This window comes from Clostridium sp. DJ247, from assembly GCF_014231265.1.
Window position 1 is genome coordinate 102,916 of record NZ_JABAIW010000001.1, and the last position, 19,671, is coordinate 122,586.

Here is a 19,671-nt window from a genome sequence, read left to right on the forward strand (position 1 = left end):
TACCGGTTTTTGTAAAATTTAATTTAAAGGAAGGAATAATATGAGTAATAAGGTAAATAAAATCAAAGATGATAACATTAAGTTGTCACACTTAAAAAGTAATCCTACATCAGATATTTATTATAAAAAAGGCAATATTGGAAAATTTTTAATTGAAGCAGCAGAAAATAAAAATAATCAGGGTATTTTGTTCATAAATAATGATTATGGTGAACTTTATTTGTCCTATAAGGAAATTTTAGATAAGGCATATTTAGCATTAGGAACACTTCAAAAGGCAGGTGTTAAATCAGGACAATATGTAATGTTTATGATAGATGAAAATGTGGATTTTGTAATAAACTTTTGGGCCTGTGTATTGGGTGGAATAATACCTGTTCCCCTTACTCATCCTTCATCTTTTACTAAAGGAAATGCTATCTTTGATAAAATGATAAAAATTTGGAATTCACTTGAAAAACCAGCTATTATTGTTGATGAAAAAATGAAAGATAATTACGACTCATTTAAAGCTTCATCAGATATTAAAGATATGAGAATTTTGGGAACTGAAGAGGTAGTTAAAAGCGATATAAAGGGTAAATTAAATTTAGCAAACGTTGAATCACCAGCATTTATACAATTTAGTTCAGGTACTACCAATAATCCTAAAGGGGTAATTCTAACTCATGAAAATATTCTAATAAATACTGAAGCTATTATTTCAGCACTTAATTTAAGTTCTAAAGATATTATATTAAACTGGATGCCTTTTAGTCATAACATGGGTTTAATAGGATTTCATATTGTACAAATTGCAAATGCAGCAAAAGTAATAAATATGCCTGCCATAATGTTTATCAAAAAGCCTACTCTCTGGATGGACTTAGTTTCTAAACATAAAGTAACAATGACTTGTTCACCCAATTTTGGATATAAACTACTTTTGCAGGGAATTACTGAAAAACATATAAAATCATGGGATTTAAGCTCTTTAAGAATTATTATAAATGGAGCAGAGCCTATATCTATTCCGTTAGTAAATAAATTTTTAGATAGACTACAGTGTTGTGGTTTAAAAAAATCAAGTATGAATTTAGCTTATGGTATGGCAGAAGCTTCCTTATGTATAACACTTTCACCAGTGGAAGCAGAACATTTATCTCACTGCATTAGTCACAGAAAAATGGTGAGTGACAAAATAATAGAAAAAATTCAGGAAAGCAACAAAGATTCTTTACTATTAGCAGATGTAGGTTGTTTAGTAGCTGGTATGGAACTTAGAATTGTAGATTCTCATGGAAATGTTGTGCCTGAAAAAACTATAGGAGAAATTCAAATTAAAGGAAGAAATATAACTAAAGGATATTTAAATAATTCTCAATTAACTAATGAACTTTTTGAAGATGGTTGGCTTAAGACAGGAGATATGGGTTTTGTAATAGATGGACGGTTAAGTATTACAGGTCGTATGAAAGATATTATATTTGTCAATGGTCAAAATTTTTATGCACATGATATAGAAGCTAGAATTGAGGGGTTGGATGGTGTAGAGCCAGGTAAAATTGCTGTTTGTGGATGGCTGGATGAAAAAGAAAATAAAGAGAAGGTTGCTCTATTTTCTAATTTATCTGTAAAAAGAGAGTTTTACTCTAAGATACTTAGTTTTATTAGTGAAGTAATTGGAATGAATATTGATTATGTAGTTTTAGTAGATTCCATTCCTAAAACGTCTAGTGGGAAAATACAGCGTTTTGCATTGATGAAAGCTTTTCAAAATAATGAATATGTTAATAGCGTTTATCCAGCATATAAATTGATGATAGCAAAGGATGAAAATCAGGATGAAAATCAGGATGAAAATTATGAGAAAATTTTAGAGGAAGATAAAAAGGTAGTTATAGATAAGGATTATTATCTAGAAAAAATACAAAGTATTTGGACTAAAGTATTAGAATTACCAAAAGAAGCAATTTGTTATGATAGGCCATTTCTTGCTTTAGGGGGTAATTCTATAAAAGCAATACAGATGTTAAGTTATTTAGAAGATGAGTTTAATATAACTTTAAGTCATGACATATTAATTAATTGTAGAACTATAAATGAAATGAAGGATTATCTTTTAGAATATTATAATAAGAAATTACCTGAATTCAATGAAGCTGTAATTACTGAAAACTTAAAAGAAAGCTTGAAATCAAAGGATAATGCAAGTTCTGATATAGGGGATATTGCTGTAATTTCAATGGCATGCCGTTTTCCAGGAGCAAATAATCTTGATGAATTTTGGGAAAACTTAGTAGAAGGTAAAAGCAATATTACAGAAGTACCTAATAATCGTTGGGATGTAAATCAATATTATAGCTCCAATAAAATATTAGGTAAAACTTATTGTAAAACTGGAGCATTTCTTGATAACCCCTATTCTTTTGATTCAGAATTCTATAATATACCTGAAGAAGAAGCTGAAATTATGGATCCGCAGCAGCGTATAATATTGGAATTAGTATATGAGGCTTTAGAAAATGCTGGTTATTCAAAAAAACATGTTGATGGAAAAAATGTAGGAATATTTATTGGAGCAAGTATTAATGGTTATTATGAATATCACCTTAATACACTTAATATGAACAATATAAAGGAATTCAATAGTTTTATGACGCTGTCAGAGGAGCAGAAGAATTCATTCATAGAAGAATGGAAAAGTAGATTTGGATTTACAGAAAATCACCCAAATTTATTAGTAGATAATATTTTAAATATGATAGCTGCTCGTGCATCTCACGAATTTAATTTTAAAGGACCTAGTTTGATTTTAGATACTGCTTGCTCATCTTCTCTAGTAACTCTTCATTTAGCCTCAGAGGCAATAAGAAGAGGTGAGTGTGAAATGGCCTTCGCTGGAGGAATTAATCTATTGTTAACTCCTACTCCATATATATTTTTTAGCAGTGCAGGTGCCTTATCTCAAGCTGGTGAGTCAAAAGTATTTGATGCTGAAGCAGATGGTTTTGTTCCAGGAGAAGGTGCAGGGCTTGTTATGCTAAAACCACTTGAAAAGGCATTAGCTGATAATGATGAAATTTTGGCAGTTATTAAAGGTAGTGCAGTTAATAATGATGGACATTCCATAGGTGTTATGGCACCAAATCCTGATGGTCAAAGAAGTGTAATTGAAGCTCTATATGCAAAGCATAACATAGATCCAAGTGAAATCCAGTATGTGGAGGCTCATGGAACGGGAACTAAGATAGGGGATCCAAGTGAAGTAAGAGCTTTAGCTCAAGCATTTAGCAATTGGAAGCCTAAAAATGAATCCATTGCTATTGGTTCTGTTAAATCTAATATTGGTCATCTTTTAAATGCTGCAGGTATTGCTAGTTTTATAAAAATAGTTTTGGCATTAAAAAATAAAAAGATGCCGCCAAACGTTAATTTAAGAACTCCGAACCCAATGATTAAATTTAATAAAACTCCATTTTATTTGATAAATCAAGCAAAGAATTGGCAGATTAATGAAGAAGGAAAGAGAAGAGCTGCAATTAATTCCTTTGGTTTTGGTGGTACAAACTGCCATATGCTTGTTCAAGAAGCTCCTGTTAAAGAAAATAAAATTTCTAATAATAAAAGTATGAGGCAAAAACATGTTTTAGCTTTAACAGCTCATACTCAGGAGGCTCTAAAACAAAAAGCTATTAACTTGTGTGAGTTTTTAGAAGAACATAAAGATTATTCTCTTGGTGATATATGTTATACGGAAAATATCAAGACTACTAAATTTAAACATAGGCTAGCTATAGTTTCAAGCAGTATTGACGAGTTAATTGAAAAACTTAAAAAGATAGTTTTAAAAGATACGCTTTCAGAAGCTTCACCCAATATTGCATTTATGTTTACAGGTCAGGGTTGTCAATATGTAGGAATGGCAAGAGAATTATACAATGAGCTGCCAGAATTTAAAGAATATATAGATCAATGTTCTGAGGCTTTTTATCCATATATTAATGAAAAAATAACAGATTTAATATTTGGTGAAGGTGCAGAAGAAAAAATCCTGGCACAAACTAATATTACTCAACCAGTTGTATTCACATTAGATTATGTATTAGGAAAGCTTTTAATGGATTGGGGAGTAAAACCAGATTGTGTATTAGGACATAGTGTTGGTGAGTGGGCAGCAGCTTGTGTTGCTGGTGTAGTTACTTTAGAGGATGCAGCAAGACTTGTATCAGCTAGAGGAAGACTAATGAATGATTTAAAAAGTTCTGGTGCTATGGCAGCGGTATTTACATCAGGTAATAGTGTTGAAGAGTTAATTAAAGATTTTAATAAAGATGTGTGGATAGCAGCATATAATGGAAATCATCAAGTTGTGTCAGGTAGAAAAGAGCATATAGATGAATTTATAAGCTTGCTTGAAAAGAAAGGCATTGTATGTAAGGAGCTTAAAGTTTCACAAGCCTTCCATACACCTTTGATGGAACCTATGTTGGAAAAGTTTAAAAAGGAAATGGAAGGGGTGGAGTTTAATTCACCTAAGATTCCTATTGTTTCAAATATAACTGCTGAATTTATAGATAAGCCATTAGATGAAGAATATTGGTTGCAGCATATTTTAAGGCCAGTTAAATTTGAGCAAAGCATTAGATTTATTCAAAGTAAAGGAATAAATATTTTTGTAGAAGCAGGACCAGATAAGATATTAACAGGTATGGCTATGCCGATTTTATTAAAGAGCAAAGCAAATGTGTTACCTATGCTTGATCGTAAAAGAGGTAATTGGGAGGTGTTTTTAGGAACTATCGGTAAACTATATTGCTTAGGTGCAAAGTTTAACTGGGAAGCTTTTGAGAAGAATTTTGAATATAACAGAGTTAAATTGCCTAATTATCCATTTCAAAGAAAGGACTATGGTCCTAAGTTTGGTAATAGTTCTATAAGTTACTACGCTCCAAATAATTGGTTTTACAAATGGCAGTGGAATGAAGATAAAAATTTTGAAACAAAAAAAGTTAAAGAGGGAGCTGTAGCAATTTTCACAGATGGTAGAGGTATAGGTAGACAAATAGCAAAAAGCTTTGATGCAAACAAAAATGTTGTATATTTTATTGAAGCTGGTAAAGAGTTTAATTATGATGGAAAAAATAATTTTATTATTAATCCAGAAAATGAAAAAGACTATGCTAGTTTATTACAAAAACTACCTAGTCAGGTATCTACAATCATACATCTTTGGAATATTAATCATTATAGTGTGGAACCTGAAAGTCTTATTTTAGCAGATAAAATACTTTATGAAACTTCATATAGTATATTCAATATTGCACAAGCACTTGGAACTAATCCAAATAATAAAATTGATTTGGTTGTAGTTACAAATAATGCACAATTTATTGATGAAAAATCTACTTCTAGTGGTCCTCATCAAAGTTTATCAACGGTTTTAGCTCAGGCTATAGACCAAGATAACAGTAATTTTAGTACTCAAATAATTGATATAGATATAGATGAATATAAATCTGAAGCTCAGTTAGTAGAAGAATTATTTAATGAACTGACGAAGAAGGTAAATAAAGAAAGCATTGTAGCTATAAGAGCTAATAAGAGATTTGTACGTGAAATAGCTCATTTAGATGTTTCTCGTGACAAGCTGAAAATAAACCATGGAGAAACTTATTTAATAACTGGAGGAGCAGGTCCTCTAGGAGGAGATATTGCAAAAGAATTAGCAAAGGAAGCAAAGGTTAATTTGATATTAACAGGTAGAAGTTCATTACCACAAAGAGAACTTTGGGAAAAAGATCTTAATAATGCTTCTGCAAAGGAAAGAATAGAATTAATATTGGAGTTAGAAAAGCTTGGAGCTAATGTCATGTATGTATCAGTAGATGTAACTGATAAAAATGAAATGACTGAGCTAGTCCATAGAATTCATGAAAAGTTTGGGGACATTCATGGTGTCATTCATGGAGCAGGAGTATTAGATTATTCTGCATTTAAATTATTGAATAAGGATATAAATATACTTAAAAAAGTATTTTCTCCAAAAGTTCAAGGTACTATTGTAACAGATTTAGTAACAAGAAAAGAACCTTTAAAGTTTTTTGTTATGATTTCCTCAGTATCTGCAACTAAGAAGGTTTGGTCAGATGGGCTTGGGGATTACGCAGCAGCAAATGCTTTTCTTAATGCATACACCTATTATAGAAAAAATGCAAATGCAGCTGGTAAAACTATAGCATTAAATTATTCCTTATGGGATGAGAAGGGCATGGGTTCAATTTTTGGTAAATCCGCTATAGATGCAGTTAGAGCTCAGGGGTTAAACCCTCTTCAACCACAAAAAGCTGTTAATGCTTTCTCAAGAGCACTGGGAGTAAATGGAGAGCATACTGTTCATGTAATAGATTTAATTGAAGCAAAACCATTAAAAGGAGGTGAAACAGAATATAAGGCTGTAAGCAGTACAGAAAATGAAAAGAGAACCATTTCCTACTTAGAGGCAAAAGAAATAAAAAATGCCGTATACCAAGTTATATCAGAACAATTAAATGTATCTTTGAATCAATTAGATATAGGAATGAATTTCTTGGACATGGGATTGGACTCTGTAGGTGCAATGAAGTCAATGGAAAGGTTAAGTAAAGTTTTAAATGTAGAACTTTATCCTACTCTCATTTTCGAGTATCAAACTCCAGAGTCACTTGCAAATTATATAGAAAGCACATACTTTACAACAGAAAGTGGAATTGAAATAAATAAAGCTGAAGATAAAACAATAAAAGAAATAGTTTTAGATGAAGAAAATGAGGATATTGCCATAATAGGTATTTCATTACGAATACCTGGAGCAAATAACTTGGAGGAGTACTGGGATATTCTTAAAAATGGCAAGGTTGTAGTAAAAGAGGTTCCAGAAGAAAGATGGTCAATAGAAGATGAATGGAATGCAAATAGAGATTCCTTACATACAACATATTCAAAATGTGGTGGATTTATAGATAAGCCTTATGATTTTGATCCTTTCTTTTTTGGAATTTCACCAAATGAAGCAGAGGCTATGGATCCACAACAAAGAATTTTCTTACAAGTAGCATGGGAAGCATTACAACAAGCGGGATATGGTGGGAAATATAAAACTAATAAAATAGGAGTATTTGTTGGTTGTGAGCAAAATAATTATATGGAACACTTTTCAAATTATCGCACCTACATGATATTAAAAGATAAATTGGAAAAGAGTCAATGGTTTAAAAATATTGATGCATCTGAGAGAAAGTCTTTAATGTCTACGTTAATTGATGTATTGAAGCCTGGTGAATTAAAAGCTGATGCAGTTGCAGGAAATGGATTAAATGAAGTAGCAGCTAGAGTAAGCCATTGTCTAAATCTTATGGGGCCAAGTTTAATAGTCAATACAGCTTGTTCATCTTCACTTGTTGCATTACATTTAGCTTGTGAAAATTTAAGAACAAAACAAAGTGAAATGGCTGTGGTTGGCGGGGTAAATCTTAACTTAAGTGCTATACCTTTTGTATGCATGAGTAAGGTAAATGCAATATCACCTACAGGAGAATGTCGTCCATTTGACAAAGATGCAAATGGAATGATTTTATCTGAAGGAGTTAGTGCTATATTAATTAAACCTTTAAAAAAGGCGTTAAAGGATGGAGATAATATCTACGCTGTAATTAAAGGCTCAGCTATTAACAATGATGGACGTTCTCAAGGAATAACAGCACCTAGACCTCAGGGACAAGCAGAAGCTGTAGAAAAGGCTTATATGAATGCTGGTATAAATCCTGAAACGGTATCATATGTGGAAACTCATGGTACTGGTACACCTTTAGGAGATCCTATTGAAATTGAAGGTATGACGAAAGCTTTTAGTTCATTTACAAACAAAAAAGGTTACTGTGCTATAGGTTCTGTTAAATCTTCAATAGGACATATGTTAGCAGCATCTGGACTTGTAAGTTTAATAAAGGTTGTTCTTGCAATGAAGCACAAAAAGATTCCGCATACGGTTAACTATGAAAATCCTAATACTAATATTAATTTTGAGAATACTCCTTTCTATGTAGTTAGTAAGGAAAATATGAATTGGGAATCAAATCATGGGCAGCCATTAAGAGCGGGAGTAAATGCCTTTGGTTTTGGAGGAACAAATGCTCATATAGTAATAGAAGAGCCGCCTATAAGAATTTTCAATAATATTCCGAAGGATGAAAAAGGCACATATCTGCTTCAATTAACAGGTAGAAACGAAAATGTTATAAAAAGTTTAGCTAAAGAGCTAAGAGATTATATAGAAAATAATTCGCAAATAACACTTTCATCCTTATGTGTTAGCATGAATAATGGACAGAAGGAATTAGCCTATAAAAGTGCATTAGTGGTAAAGAGTAAAGAAGATCTATTGAATTTATTAAAATCCATAGAGTGTGGAAAAACAGAAAAAGAAGTTTATAATGGACGATCAAATCCTAATAGAGAAACACTAAGTCATTTATTATTGGATGGTACTCTAGTGCTGAGTTCAATGGAAGTTGACAAATTAAGGGGAAGATTTGAAGCCTTTAATAATGCTTATGGCAAATGTCTAAAAGAATATGAAAATGTTAAAGGCTATAATTTAACAAGCAATGAACTACATGAGAAAATAAATATTTTTTCAGCAGAATACTCCTTAGGACTACTTTTAATTGATTTAGGAATAAAGCTTGAAAGTATAATTGCAAAAGGCATTGGTATTTTAAGTGCTGCAGCATTAACAGGAAAAATTAGTATTAATCAGGCTATTAATATAATTATAGAAAATATAAATTATAAAAATGAACATCGTAAAGAAGCTAATAATTTATATGTTAAATGTCCTGTTGTAACTCCTATAGGTATAATTCCTAATGATGAAGAAACCTTAGTATTTATTAAGAAAGCATTGAAGGAAGATAAGCTTTGTAATAAATGCAATGAGTTAATTAGAAAAAATGAAGTGTTAATATACCTAGGAAATTCAAATAATATATTGGGTGAAATTTCTAAATTAGGCATACAAGGGACACTTATTTATGAAAATATCACAGTTAACTCTGAGGAAGCATTTTTAATAGCTTTAGCAAAACTATATGTTATAGGGGTAGGGTATAATCCTAGATCTATATATCCAAAAGATATTATAAAATCCCCACTACCAACATATCCTTTTGAGTATGCCGAATATAAAGTTTCCTTTAATGATATGGAGGCACTTAGTGAATTAAGTAAATCAATTGAAGTAGATATAACAAATAATAAGCTGCTTAATAGTGAGATTGAAAAACAGCATATTGATTTAGTTGGACTAGTAAAAATTAGTAGTCAACCAATGTTAAGTAAGAATGAAAAGAGGGCCTCTTACGAAAAATTAAGCTTTGATTTCAAATTGGATTAAGGTTATATAAGAGTTACTTTTATTGGTAAATTAATTTTAAAAGGAGAGCAAGAAGTATGAATAATGTGAAAAAAATTGTTCTATCTGTATTCTTTATTGCGGTTTTAACAGGAGGAATTTTTGGTGTTAAATATTTATTATCTTTACAAAAATATCAGAAGACAATTAAAGAAATATCAATAGGTAATGTAGATTTATCCAAAGTTAAAGATGGAATCTATACTGGTTCATTTGATGCAGAATTTATTAGTGCAGAATCAAGTATTACAGTTAAAAATCATAAAATTACTGATATTAAGCTAGTAAAACATAAAAATGAAAAAGGAAAAAGTGCAGAAGTAATACCAGAAAGAGTTGTAAAGGCTCAAACATTACAAGTAGATGCTGTTTCAGGTGCTACTAATAGCAGTAAAGTTATTTTAAAATCCATAGAAAATGCATTGAAAAATGAAAAAATTAATTAGGAGGTCTAAATGGTTATAAAAGATTGGTTAATAGGGTTGATAGCATTTGTATTTTTTACTTTAAGCTGTAGTTATAGTTTGTTAAAAAGAATAAAAATACATAAGGTTAATAAGGCATTAAATAGAAAGAAACTGTTAGATGGACATTGTTTATTTGCCATTATTTCAACTATATTAGCTATTATCCACGTAGGTAGCAACATATACAAAATTAAATTCTCTGCTGGCTACATATGCTTATTTTCTATGCTTTTAATAACAGCATCTGGCATAGTAATGAAATACTCTAAAATATTGTATCTTAAATATAAAAATTTTTGGATAAGTGTTCATATAACATTAACTATAATTTTTATATTATCTATTTTATTTCACATTATTACTTATATTATGTTGTCATAAATAAATTTTTGTATTTTCTTTTAAATTGATTGACAATACCAATAAGAAAATTGTTTATTTATTTAATGTATTTTATTGAAAAAATGAAAAAATAACAAAATCATAATTTAAAATAATATATTTTGTATAAAGTAAAATTTAAAAATAATGGAGTAGGTGATAGAATTGAGTAATGCGGTTACTTTAATAGAGAGCTTAGTTGAATTACATATAAATAATTCACAGAATGGTATTTATTTAATAAAAAGTGAAAATGAAGAGAAGTTTATTCCATATAACGATTTGTATACTAAATGTTCATATGTTTTATATAATCTTCAAGCTTGTGGACTTCAAGCAGGTGATGAATTAGTATTACAAATAAAGGATGAAGATAATGAGTCGTTTTTATATGTATTTTGGGCATGCCTATTAGGTAAAATAATACCTGTTCCTATTAGTGTTACTTATAATGAAAATAGAATAAAAGTATTTAAAGTATTTAGCCAGTTAAAAAACCCAAAAATAATTATTGGTGAAAGAGAACTGGAAAATTTAGAGAAATTTGCAAAAGATAACAGTTTATCTAGAGAGTTTGAAAGTTTAAGAGGTAATTCCATAAATATTGATGGAATTATGAGAGAAGATAATTTGGGAGAAATAGAAGATGTTAAGCCAGATGATATAGCATTTATACAATTTTCTTCAGGTTCTACTGGTGATTCAAAAGGTGTGATTTTAACTCATAAAAATTTATTAACTAATATAAATGATATTATAGATGGGTTTAATGGTAGCAACAAAGATTCCATGTTTAGTTGGATGCCATTAACCCATGATATGGGGTTAATAGGATGTCACATGATGCCTTTGGTTTTAAATATTAATCAATTCATAATGTCTACTTCATTATTTGTAAGGCATCCTATTTTATGGTTAAAAAAAATTAATAAACATAGAGCAACCATTACTACATCTTCGAATTTTGGATTTAGATATTTCCTAGATCATTTAAGAGATAAAGATTATCCAGATTGGGATTTAAGTTGTGTAAGAAAAATATTTAATGGTGCTGAGCCTATTTCAGTGGATATAATTAATGAGTTTTTAGATAGATTAAAAATAAATGGATTAAAGAGAACAACTATGTATCCTGTTTATGGCATGGCAGAAGCTAGTTTAGCTGTTGCTTTCCCTCCTCCAGACGAAGAATTTTCATGTGTTTATGTTAGAAGAGATTCTATAGGTGTTGGACAAGAAGTTGTTGAATTAAAAAGGAATATAGATTCTAAAATAGCTGTGGAATTCGTAAATGAGGGTTATAGTTTAAAACATTGCAATATAAGAATAGTTGATGATTTCGGTGATGTTTTAGATGAAGGTAAAGTTGGTTATATTCAAATTAGTGGCGATAATGTTACACAAGGTTATTATTATAATCATGAAGCTACCAAAAATGCAATTAGTATAGATGGATGGCTCAATACTGGTGATTTAGGCTTTATAAAAAATAAAAGAATAGTGGTTACAGGAAGAGCAAAAGATATAATTTTATTAAATGGGAATACCTATTATCCACACCATATTGAAAAAGAAAGTGAAAAAATAGAAGGAATAATCAGTGGGAGAATTGTTGCATGTGGATTATATGATGAAAGAGATGAAAAAGAAAAACTAATAGTATTTATGTTATTTAAAAAGAAAATTGAAGATTTTGTAATGTTTATAAAGGATATAAGGGAAGTAATTAATGACAAAATCGGAGTGAATGTTGATGAAGTAATTCCTATAAAATCTATACCTAAGACTACAAGTGGTAAGGTACAAAGGTTTAAACTTATTGAAATGTACAAAAATGGTGAATTTGAACATTTAATAAATAAAATAGTTGAAATACTTGATAAAAAAGCAGTAGAACAATGTGCTGTCACTAAAGAGTAATAGTAGAGATTTTCCAGATGAAATTAAAGTTTTTAATTTTGAAGAGTTTTATAATTTAATAAAAAATGAATCTTTGCTACCAGTGACATAATATATGGAAAATCATTTCTTAAAAATTTTTGGATAAGCTTTATGATTTTCTAAGGATAAATATAGCATAAAAAGTCAGTAGACTTAGGGTATAGTTTACTTAATTCGTCTGACTTCTCAATTGAGCAATGAGGAGGGTGAGAAATAATGATAAAGTCAAAGTTTTGTGATATGGTTGGAATTAAATATCCTATAATACAAGGTGGAATGGCTTGGATCGCAGATAGTTCTTTAGCAGCAGGAGTATCAAATGCAGGTGGTCTTGGAATAATAGCAGCAGCAAATGCGCCAGTTGATTATGTTAGGGAGCAGATAAGAAAAGCAAAAAAACTTACAGATAAATCTTTTGGTGTTAACATAATGCTTCTTAGTGATAATGCTGAAGAAGTAGCTAAGATTGTTTGTGAAGAAGGGGTTAAGGTTGTTACAACAGGAGCAGGAAATCCTGGAAAGTATATAGGAATGTGGAAAGAACATAACATAAAAATAATACCAGTAGTAGCTTCAGTAGCTCTTGCAAAAAGAATGGAAAGAAGCGGTGTAGATGGAGTAATAGCAGAAGGTATGGAATCAGGTGGACATGTTGGAGAATTAACTACCATGGCTCTTGTTCCACAAGTGGTAGATGCAGTAGATATACCTGTAATAGCAGCAGGCGGAATTGGTGATGGCAGAGGTATTGCAGCGGCTTTTATGTTAGGAGCAGAAGGCGTTCAAGTAGGAACAAGATTTTTGGTTGCTGAAGAATGTACAGTTCATCAGAACTATAAAGATAAGGTTATATCAGCTAAGGATATAGATACTATGGTTACAGGAAGACCAACAGGTCATCCTGTACGTGTTTTAAGAAATAAGTTAACAAGACAATTTCAACTTCTTGAAAAAGAGAATGCAGAGATTTTTAAATATGAAGAATTAGGAAGAGGGGCTTTGCCTAAAGCTACTCGTGATGGTGATGTAGATTTAGGCTCTGTAATGGCTGGTCAAATATCAGGTCTTGTATGTAAGGAACAGTCTTGTAGTGAAATAATTTCAGAGATGTTTGAAGAAGCTGAGAGAAAATTAAAGATGATATATTCCTTGGGATTATGTACCAAATGAAGAAAGGAACTGATGAAGTTCAAGCATATGTTATTCCACCAACCTACGACTCTATGATTGCAAAACTTATAGCCTATGGAAAAGATAGACAGGAATTAAAAAGTCGCCCAATATTGAAGGCGACTTTTTATTACTACCTTAGTTTAGATTTTCTTCAGCCCATTTAACCACATATTCTATAGCATGTTTATCATTAGAACTGCACTTGTATTTTATTTCATTTAACAGCTTTTTATTCGCATTTGCTACGCAAAATCCATAGCCTGATTTCTTAAGCATTTCATAATCATTCATGTTATCGCCTACTGAAATTGTGTTGGAAATATCTATATTTATCATTTCACACAGCCTGTGTAAAGCATGTCCTTTTGAAGTATTTTGAGGTAATATTTCTAAAAAGTTTTCTCCGCTTCTAACTAAATTTACTTGTCCAAAAATAGAAATAAAGTCTTCCTCCAGCTTATCTATCTGTTCTTCTTCACCTAATATTAAAACTTTTGTCCAATTTGTGTTCCATAATCTTTCAGGTATATCATAATACACATCAGGTCTTTTGGCATCAAATCTTTTTGTAAACCTGCAGTGATTGAAAATACAAACATTTTCCTCACAGTATATCTCTATTCCTAAAGAAGCATCATACTGCTTTATCTGCTTAATAATGCTTTTAATTTTATCTTCTAAAAACAGTTCGTATATAGTTTCCTCTTTATTATAGTCATAAATCTTTGTGCCATTGTATAATATTACGGGAATATTTATATTAATAAGGTGTAGATATCTTCTTGCTGATTCCACCATCCTGCCTGTAGCCAGTGTAAATATTCCTCCTCGCTCTACAAAGCTGTTTATAGCCTTAATATTTTTCTCAGAGATTTTTCCATCATTATCAATTAGGGTTCCATCCATATCTGAAACCAATAAATAACCTTGAAATTTTTTATCCATATCCTTCTCCATCTTTCTAGTACTAAATAAAATATTTACTTTATATACTTAGATTTTATACTAAAAACTCAAATTGTCCAGTAAAAATGTATTTATTATTGCTTAACTTCATGCAATTAGTCCTTACCCTGTTCTACAATTGCTATGTTAGTCTCTAAAGAATGATGTCTCATGCATATAAGTATTAACTTAGCTATTACACCAAATCTTTTTTTACCTTCATCTACAGCAGCTATTATGGATTTTACAGCTTCGTGAAAATCCATTTTTTCGTTGATAAAAAGCTGAGGAGAAAATCTAATTTCAATATATTTAACATTAGCTTTATATGAATCCTCTAATAATTCTAAAGTAATGCGATAAAGATATTCTGGTTTTTGCATTACTTTTAAAACTAAATCAAATTTTTTAAGATAATCTTTTAATGATGTACATTGATCTTGTACTTTTAAATGCTTTTCCAATTCTAAAATATCCTTACTCGGTAGTAGGATATTTTCCTTATTTGATATTTCAAGTACTGTTTCTGGTCTTACACTACCGTCTAAATGGCAATGTAGCTCTACTTTGGGAAGATTTGAAATCAATTTTACTATATCCATAAAATTCTGCTGCTTTAAATATGCACAAATGTGTTTATACAAAGATAACTCCTGTATTATATTTGTAAAGTCAGCAGCAGCTTTTTCACCACCTTTCATTTTATTAGTATATTCTATAATTTTTAAAGGTGTTTGTCTATTTTTTAAAGAATTATTTACATCTATTAAATTACATAGCTATATAGATAAAAATAACAGACACTAAAATAAGTTTTCTGAATTTTCAAAAAGTATATTGTATTCTGACAAAGGCTACGATATAATATATATAAGAAGTAAATAGAACTTCTTACAATAAATCCCAAATCACATATTAATATTATAAAAAATATTCTTTATAAAGAGTGTACAAGCTTTGTATAAGTATTAACCAATAGTAGTAACTAAGTTTCAGTACTAACTATATTATAAATATTAAATATCCATAATAGTTTAAGTAATTATTATGAAGCAGAAAGGGTGATGGCAATTCAAATAGAGTGTAATTGTTCAGATTCAGATTCAGATGGGTTGGGATTTGTTTGAACACCAATTAGTGTCATTTAGCTAGTTGGTGGTTTTTAATTTATTAGCCTTATAGGTGTAACTGAAGTTAAAGTTAACCCAAATTGTTATATAAAAGTTGAAGTGAGTAATGTTTGTGTGGGAAAAAATGGGTTTGATTTTAATTACTAATCTAACAGAATACTTATAATTGTTAAATATACTAATTCAACAATGTCATATTATAGTAAATATTTGTGTACATCAATTGGTGTAAGTGAAGTAGAAGTAGAAAGTAAAAATAAAATTAAAATAGGGAAAGAAGGTAGGCATATGGGCAATTCACAGTTAGTAATTTCAAAAATATCAAAATCTAGGGGGTTTATGGAATTTATTAATGCATTAAATATCAATAATATATTAGTTTTTGGAACTGTTCTAAGAGATGAATTTAATGATGACTCAGATGTGGATATAGCAATTTTATCAAATGAGAAACTGAATTTAAATGATATATTAAACTTAGAATTGTTATTAGAAGATATGTTAGATCGGTATATCGATGTAGTAGATTTAAATAGTGATAATTTAGATTTGTTCGTTAAAATAAGTATATTAAATACTGGAAGAAGTGTATATTCTTCTGATGAAAACAAGAGCTTAGAAGACATGATATACAAAGTAGAAAAGTATTATAGAGAAAATGAGAATTTCTTTTATTTTAGGAGGTTAGATTTATTATCATGAATAAAGAAAGACTATTAAATATAATTGAAGATATGTCTGAATCTATAAAAAATATTCAAGACTGTAAAGAGGTTTTAAAATCAACTCCAGAAAATAAGACAACCATTTTTATTGAATTTGGATTGAAGCAAATTTTTGCAGACTTTTTTATTACTGTTGAAAATTTAACTTCTATGACATTAAAGGAATTAGGAGAGTTTAAAATAGGTATTGATATGAAGAATTCATTATTAATACTGAATAATAATAACATAATTGATTCAGATATATACTATTTTTTAAATCAGGCTAGATTGTTAAGAAACAGAATCTTTCATAGATATAAGCAACCTTCTAGAGAAGAATTGTTAGAGTTTATTGATAGTAATATAGATAAATTTAATAGTGTACTAGAGTTAGCAAAGAAGTACATTAAAGATTAATAGAATCATGAAGATTTATTTTAGTATTAACTAACAGAGCCTGGACTATATACCACATTTAAAGAGTATATATATAAGTCTTGACTGAACTGCTACGTTAATATGTGCAGTTTTATTAAAACAATACATGTTTGAAGCTGGAAAATATTTGAATAAAGAAAAGCTTCCAGAATTTAGATCAATAGATACTTAATATAATTCTCTGGGTTAAAAAATATATATTAATGTGAAAAAATGTGGCAAAGTGGGGTAAAATTAAATTAGTAGTAAATAACTTGGAGGTGATTTGCATGGCTATTGCTGAGGCAACAATAGTACCAGTAGGAACAGGTTCTACAAGTGTTAGTAAATATGTGGCTGACTGCCACAAAATATTAAATGATGAGAAGGGTATCAAATATCAACTTACTCCTATGGGAACAGTATTTGAAGGTGACTTAGATACCATTTTAGAGGTAATAAGAAAAATGCATGAAGTACCCTTCGAAAGTGGAGCTATGAGAGTTATTACTTCAATAAAAATAGACGATAGAAGAGATAAAGAAGCCTCAATGAGTCAAAAGTTAAATTCAGTAAAAGAAAAACTGGATAAGTAAATAAAAGTAATTGGTCTGAAGAACACGTAACTTATTAGGAGTCAGATGAAGCTTAAGCTTCATCTGAATTAAATTTATAAGCATTTAGTAACAGGAATCTGTATTTCCGTTATATATTCATCAGGGCTATGCTTTGACCATTCTCCCTCTAGATAAAGTTCTCTATTTGCTCCAGCAATTTTATAGTTGTTATCTTCAATCCACTTTTGGAGAACAGTATATGCGTTTGTCAAATTTTCATAACTTCCTTTGTGTATAACACATGCCATTTCCTTTACAGCTTCTAGCTCCTTGACTTTTATTCTATCAGTTTCTGGGGCATTGCCTATGATATGCTCACATACTTCAATATCAACATCACTTTCCTTATATCCAGGGTCATAGTAGATTGCAACACAAGGTTGGATAACTTTTATATTATGCCTACCTAAGTGACTCATTAGTTCCTGCCATAAATGGTGCTGTTTGCTGTAGTCAGGTATTATATCTCTTATTGAGGCAACCTTTAGAGAATCTACTTCTTTTATAATAACATCATAATTTAACATAAATACATTTTCCTCCTCTTTAATTTTACTAATTAATGTCTGTAAACGGGAAAGCTTGATTTCTTCACTTTTGATGTTTTCTTCAATCTCGTTTCTTTTTATGTTTAGCATTGAAATTACGGTATCTGTGGTAAAGTTATTATCAAGCATTATAGATATCTGATTTAGAGAAAACCCTAAGTCTTTTAGTGCAAGGATTCTGTTTAGTCTGGGAAGCTGACTGGCTGAATAATACCTATAACCTGTTTGTTCATCTACTTTCATAGGTTTCAATATATCTAGTTCATCATAATATCTAAGGGCCTTTACAGAAATCTTATTAAGTCTTGAAAAATCACCTATTTTAAACATTTATAACCTCTCCTATGTGCACATATTTTAGTTACAATTTGATGATAAACCCTTCCATAGGAGGAGAGTCAATACATATTTTATAATTATAGAAAATTTTATAGCTTGTAAAAGAGAAATGGGAATAAAAAGGGAAATAAGTAAGGCGGAGATTGTGTACTTTTTTAAGTAAGGAAGAGCTAGCTCTAGTTAGAAACGAAATTTTTGCAAGACATGGATATGTTTTTCAAACAGATCCATATAAAAGCTATTTTAATGGGAAATCATAGTACAAAGCTGATTCAAATTTTAAGGGCGGTAATGAAGGATTAAATGATGCTGAAAAATACAATGTGCAGTTAATTTTAAAATATGAAAAAAAATAATCAGGTAGCAAGGGAACAGAACAGGGAAGGTTTTTTCTGCCACTGTGGCAGAAAAAACCTTCCCTTTCTCCTAAATACCTTTAGCTTCTCCATGAACAATCTTTAGCATATTGTTCTCTCTAGATATATTGTATGTAGTGCTATACTTACTTAACTTAGTACTATTACCATTTCTTTCAGTAGCGTCTATGATAGTAACTACCTGCATACCGTTGGAAATTTTTGAAATTGTCATATTTTCTACTTTTACTGATATAGTGTTTAGATATCCCTTTCTAAAGTCTGTATAAGATGTTTTTGTCTGCCAATCTGCACCTAAAAGCGAATATGCTGTAACATAATCCTGAGAATTTAAGCTATCATAAAAATAAGAAACCAAATACGCTGCATCCTGTTCTGACAAACTTTGTTTTTGTTTAGAATTACTAACTTCAGATTTAGTTGATGAAACAGATGGATTTGCAGCCCAGCTGTTTGCTAAACTTAAAACCTGATTTATGGGAATAGAAAATCCTATGGTTTCTTTACCCACTTTTGCAGAATTTATACCTAAAACTTCCCCGGTTTTTTTATCAAGCAAAGGTCCTCCGCTATTTCCAGGATATATAGGAGCTGATATTTGGTATACTCCCTTATATGCATAGTTTTCTATATTAAAATCACGATTTACACCACTTATAATACCAGTAGTTACTGTATTCTGAAGACCTAAAGGACTTCCAAGAGCTATCACTTCGTCTCCCACTTCCATATTTTTGGCTTTTGCTATTTTAAAAGGTTCTTTACCTGTTAGCTCCGCAACTCTTACTAAGGCTACATCCGTTGTAGAACTTTTTCCTATAACAGTTCCTCTATATATTGTAGTATCAGCCATTTTTACATTAACAGTAGATGCATCTCCTACTACATGAGAATTAGTAATAATATCGCCTTTATCGTCATAAAAAAAGCCTGAACCTAGTGCCGTACCTTCTCCAGTTTCAGCTTCTATAGAAACTACCAGTTTCTGACTTTCATGTATTATTGTTTTTAAATCTTTATTCTTTACTTCATTTGATTTAGAAGAATCCATATCAGCAAGTTTAGAAGGGTTAGCAGAGACCTTATGACTCATGGAGTTATGTATAAAAAAGGCTCCTATGATTCCACATATAATTATTAATATAGAACTTAATACAGAAATTATTAACTTTGTATTTTTCCCCATAATTTAATTCTCT

At 30.2% G+C, this 19,671-nt stretch carries 14 protein-coding genes; 10 read left to right on the forward strand and 4 right to left on the reverse strand.

From position 1 onward, the window contains the following. Positions 1 to 40 precede the first annotated feature (40 nt). The 6 genes from HGI79_RS00465 to HGI79_RS00490 all read left to right on the forward strand — a co-directional run bounded on the left by HGI79_RS00465 (position 41) and on the right by HGI79_RS00490 (position 13,556). Entirely contained in the window at positions 41 to 9,412 is a 9,372-nt protein-coding gene (locus HGI79_RS00465; RefSeq protein WP_185648755.1) for a type I polyketide synthase, read from the forward strand. A gap of 56 nt (positions 9,413 to 9,468) precedes the next feature. Next, complete coding sequence (locus tag HGI79_RS00470; RefSeq protein WP_185648756.1) at positions 9,469 to 9,876, forward strand: FMN-binding protein; 408 nt, start codon at positions 9,469 to 9,471, stop codon at positions 9,874 to 9,876. 9 nt (positions 9,877 to 9,885) lie between these two features. Continuing rightward, positions 9,886 to 10,278 carry a hypothetical protein gene (locus HGI79_RS00475; protein WP_185648757.1) on the forward strand — a complete coding sequence of 131 codons (393 nt, stop codon included), beginning with the start codon at positions 9,886 to 9,888 and terminating at the stop codon, positions 10,276 to 10,278. A 156-nt stretch (positions 10,279 to 10,434) separates the two neighbouring features. Continuing rightward, the gene (locus HGI79_RS00480; protein ID WP_313885160.1) at positions 10,435 to 12,198 is read left to right on the forward strand and encodes an AMP-binding protein; all 1,764 of its coding nucleotides are present in this window, start codon (positions 10,435 to 10,437) and stop codon (positions 12,196 to 12,198) included. A 237-nt stretch (positions 12,199 to 12,435) separates the two neighbouring features. Next, on the forward strand, positions 12,436 to 13,389 hold the full coding sequence (fabK, locus tag HGI79_RS00485; protein ID WP_185648759.1) for an enoyl-[acyl-carrier-protein] reductase FabK: 954 nt from the start codon (positions 12,436 to 12,438) through the stop codon (positions 13,387 to 13,389). Next, positions 13,386 to 13,556, forward strand: coding sequence for a hypothetical protein (locus HGI79_RS00490; RefSeq protein WP_185648850.1), 171 nt, complete (start codon positions 13,386 to 13,388; stop codon positions 13,554 to 13,556). The genes fabK and HGI79_RS00490 overlap by 4 nt, the downstream gene beginning before the upstream one ends. On the opposite strand, the gene HGI79_RS00495 is transcribed toward HGI79_RS00490, so the two are convergent. Both HGI79_RS00495 and HGI79_RS00500 read right to left on the reverse strand, forming a co-directional pair. Continuing rightward, positions 13,528 to 14,337: an HAD family hydrolase gene (locus HGI79_RS00495; RefSeq protein WP_185648760.1), complete on the reverse strand. Its 810-nt coding sequence runs from the start codon at positions 14,335 to 14,337 to the stop codon at positions 13,528 to 13,530. The genes HGI79_RS00490 and HGI79_RS00495 overlap by 29 nt on opposite strands. Positions 14,338 to 14,453: 116 nt before the next feature. Continuing rightward, positions 14,454 to 15,038: a hypothetical protein gene (locus HGI79_RS00500; protein ID WP_185648761.1), complete on the reverse strand. Its 585-nt coding sequence runs from the start codon at positions 15,036 to 15,038 to the stop codon at positions 14,454 to 14,456. A 618-nt stretch (positions 15,039 to 15,656) separates the two neighbouring features. On the opposite strand from HGI79_RS00500, the gene HGI79_RS00505 reads away from it, so the two are divergent. The 3 genes from HGI79_RS00505 (at position 15,657) to HGI79_RS00515 (ending at position 17,187) form a co-directional block, all read left to right on the forward strand. Next, the gene (locus HGI79_RS00505; RefSeq protein ID WP_241428100.1) at positions 15,657 to 16,169 is read left to right on the forward strand and encodes a nucleotidyltransferase domain-containing protein; all 513 of its coding nucleotides are present in this window, start codon (positions 15,657 to 15,659) and stop codon (positions 16,167 to 16,169) included. Continuing rightward, positions 16,166 to 16,591 carry a HepT-like ribonuclease domain-containing protein gene (locus tag HGI79_RS00510; protein ID WP_185648762.1) on the forward strand — a complete coding sequence of 142 codons (426 nt, stop codon included), beginning with the start codon at positions 16,166 to 16,168 and terminating at the stop codon, positions 16,589 to 16,591. The genes HGI79_RS00505 and HGI79_RS00510 overlap by 4 nt, the downstream gene beginning before the upstream one ends. Before the next feature lie 290 nt (positions 16,592 to 16,881). Continuing rightward, a complete protein-coding gene (locus HGI79_RS00515; protein WP_185648763.1) occupies positions 16,882 to 17,187 on the forward strand; it encodes an MTH1187 family thiamine-binding protein in 306 nt (101 codons plus the stop codon). A gap of 74 nt (positions 17,188 to 17,261) precedes the next feature. Here HGI79_RS00515 and HGI79_RS00520 read toward each other — a convergent pair whose 3' ends face one another. Continuing rightward, entirely contained in the window at positions 17,262 to 18,086 is an 825-nt protein-coding gene (locus HGI79_RS00520) for a MerR family transcriptional regulator (protein WP_185648764.1), read from the reverse strand. A gap of 152 nt (positions 18,087 to 18,238) precedes the next feature. Between HGI79_RS00520 and HGI79_RS22610 the strand changes: the two genes are divergently transcribed. Next, positions 18,239 to 18,355, forward strand: a complete 117-nt coding sequence (locus HGI79_RS22610) for a YARHG domain-containing protein (protein WP_241428102.1) — start codon at positions 18,239 to 18,241, stop codon at positions 18,353 to 18,355. A 166-nt stretch (positions 18,356 to 18,521) separates the two neighbouring features. Here HGI79_RS22610 and HGI79_RS00530 read toward each other — a convergent pair whose 3' ends face one another. Further along, the gene (locus HGI79_RS00530) at positions 18,522 to 19,658 is read right to left on the reverse strand and encodes a S1C family serine protease (protein WP_185648765.1); all 1,137 of its coding nucleotides are present in this window, start codon (positions 19,656 to 19,658) and stop codon (positions 18,522 to 18,524) included. Between the last annotated feature and the right edge of the window lie 13 nt (positions 19,659 to 19,671).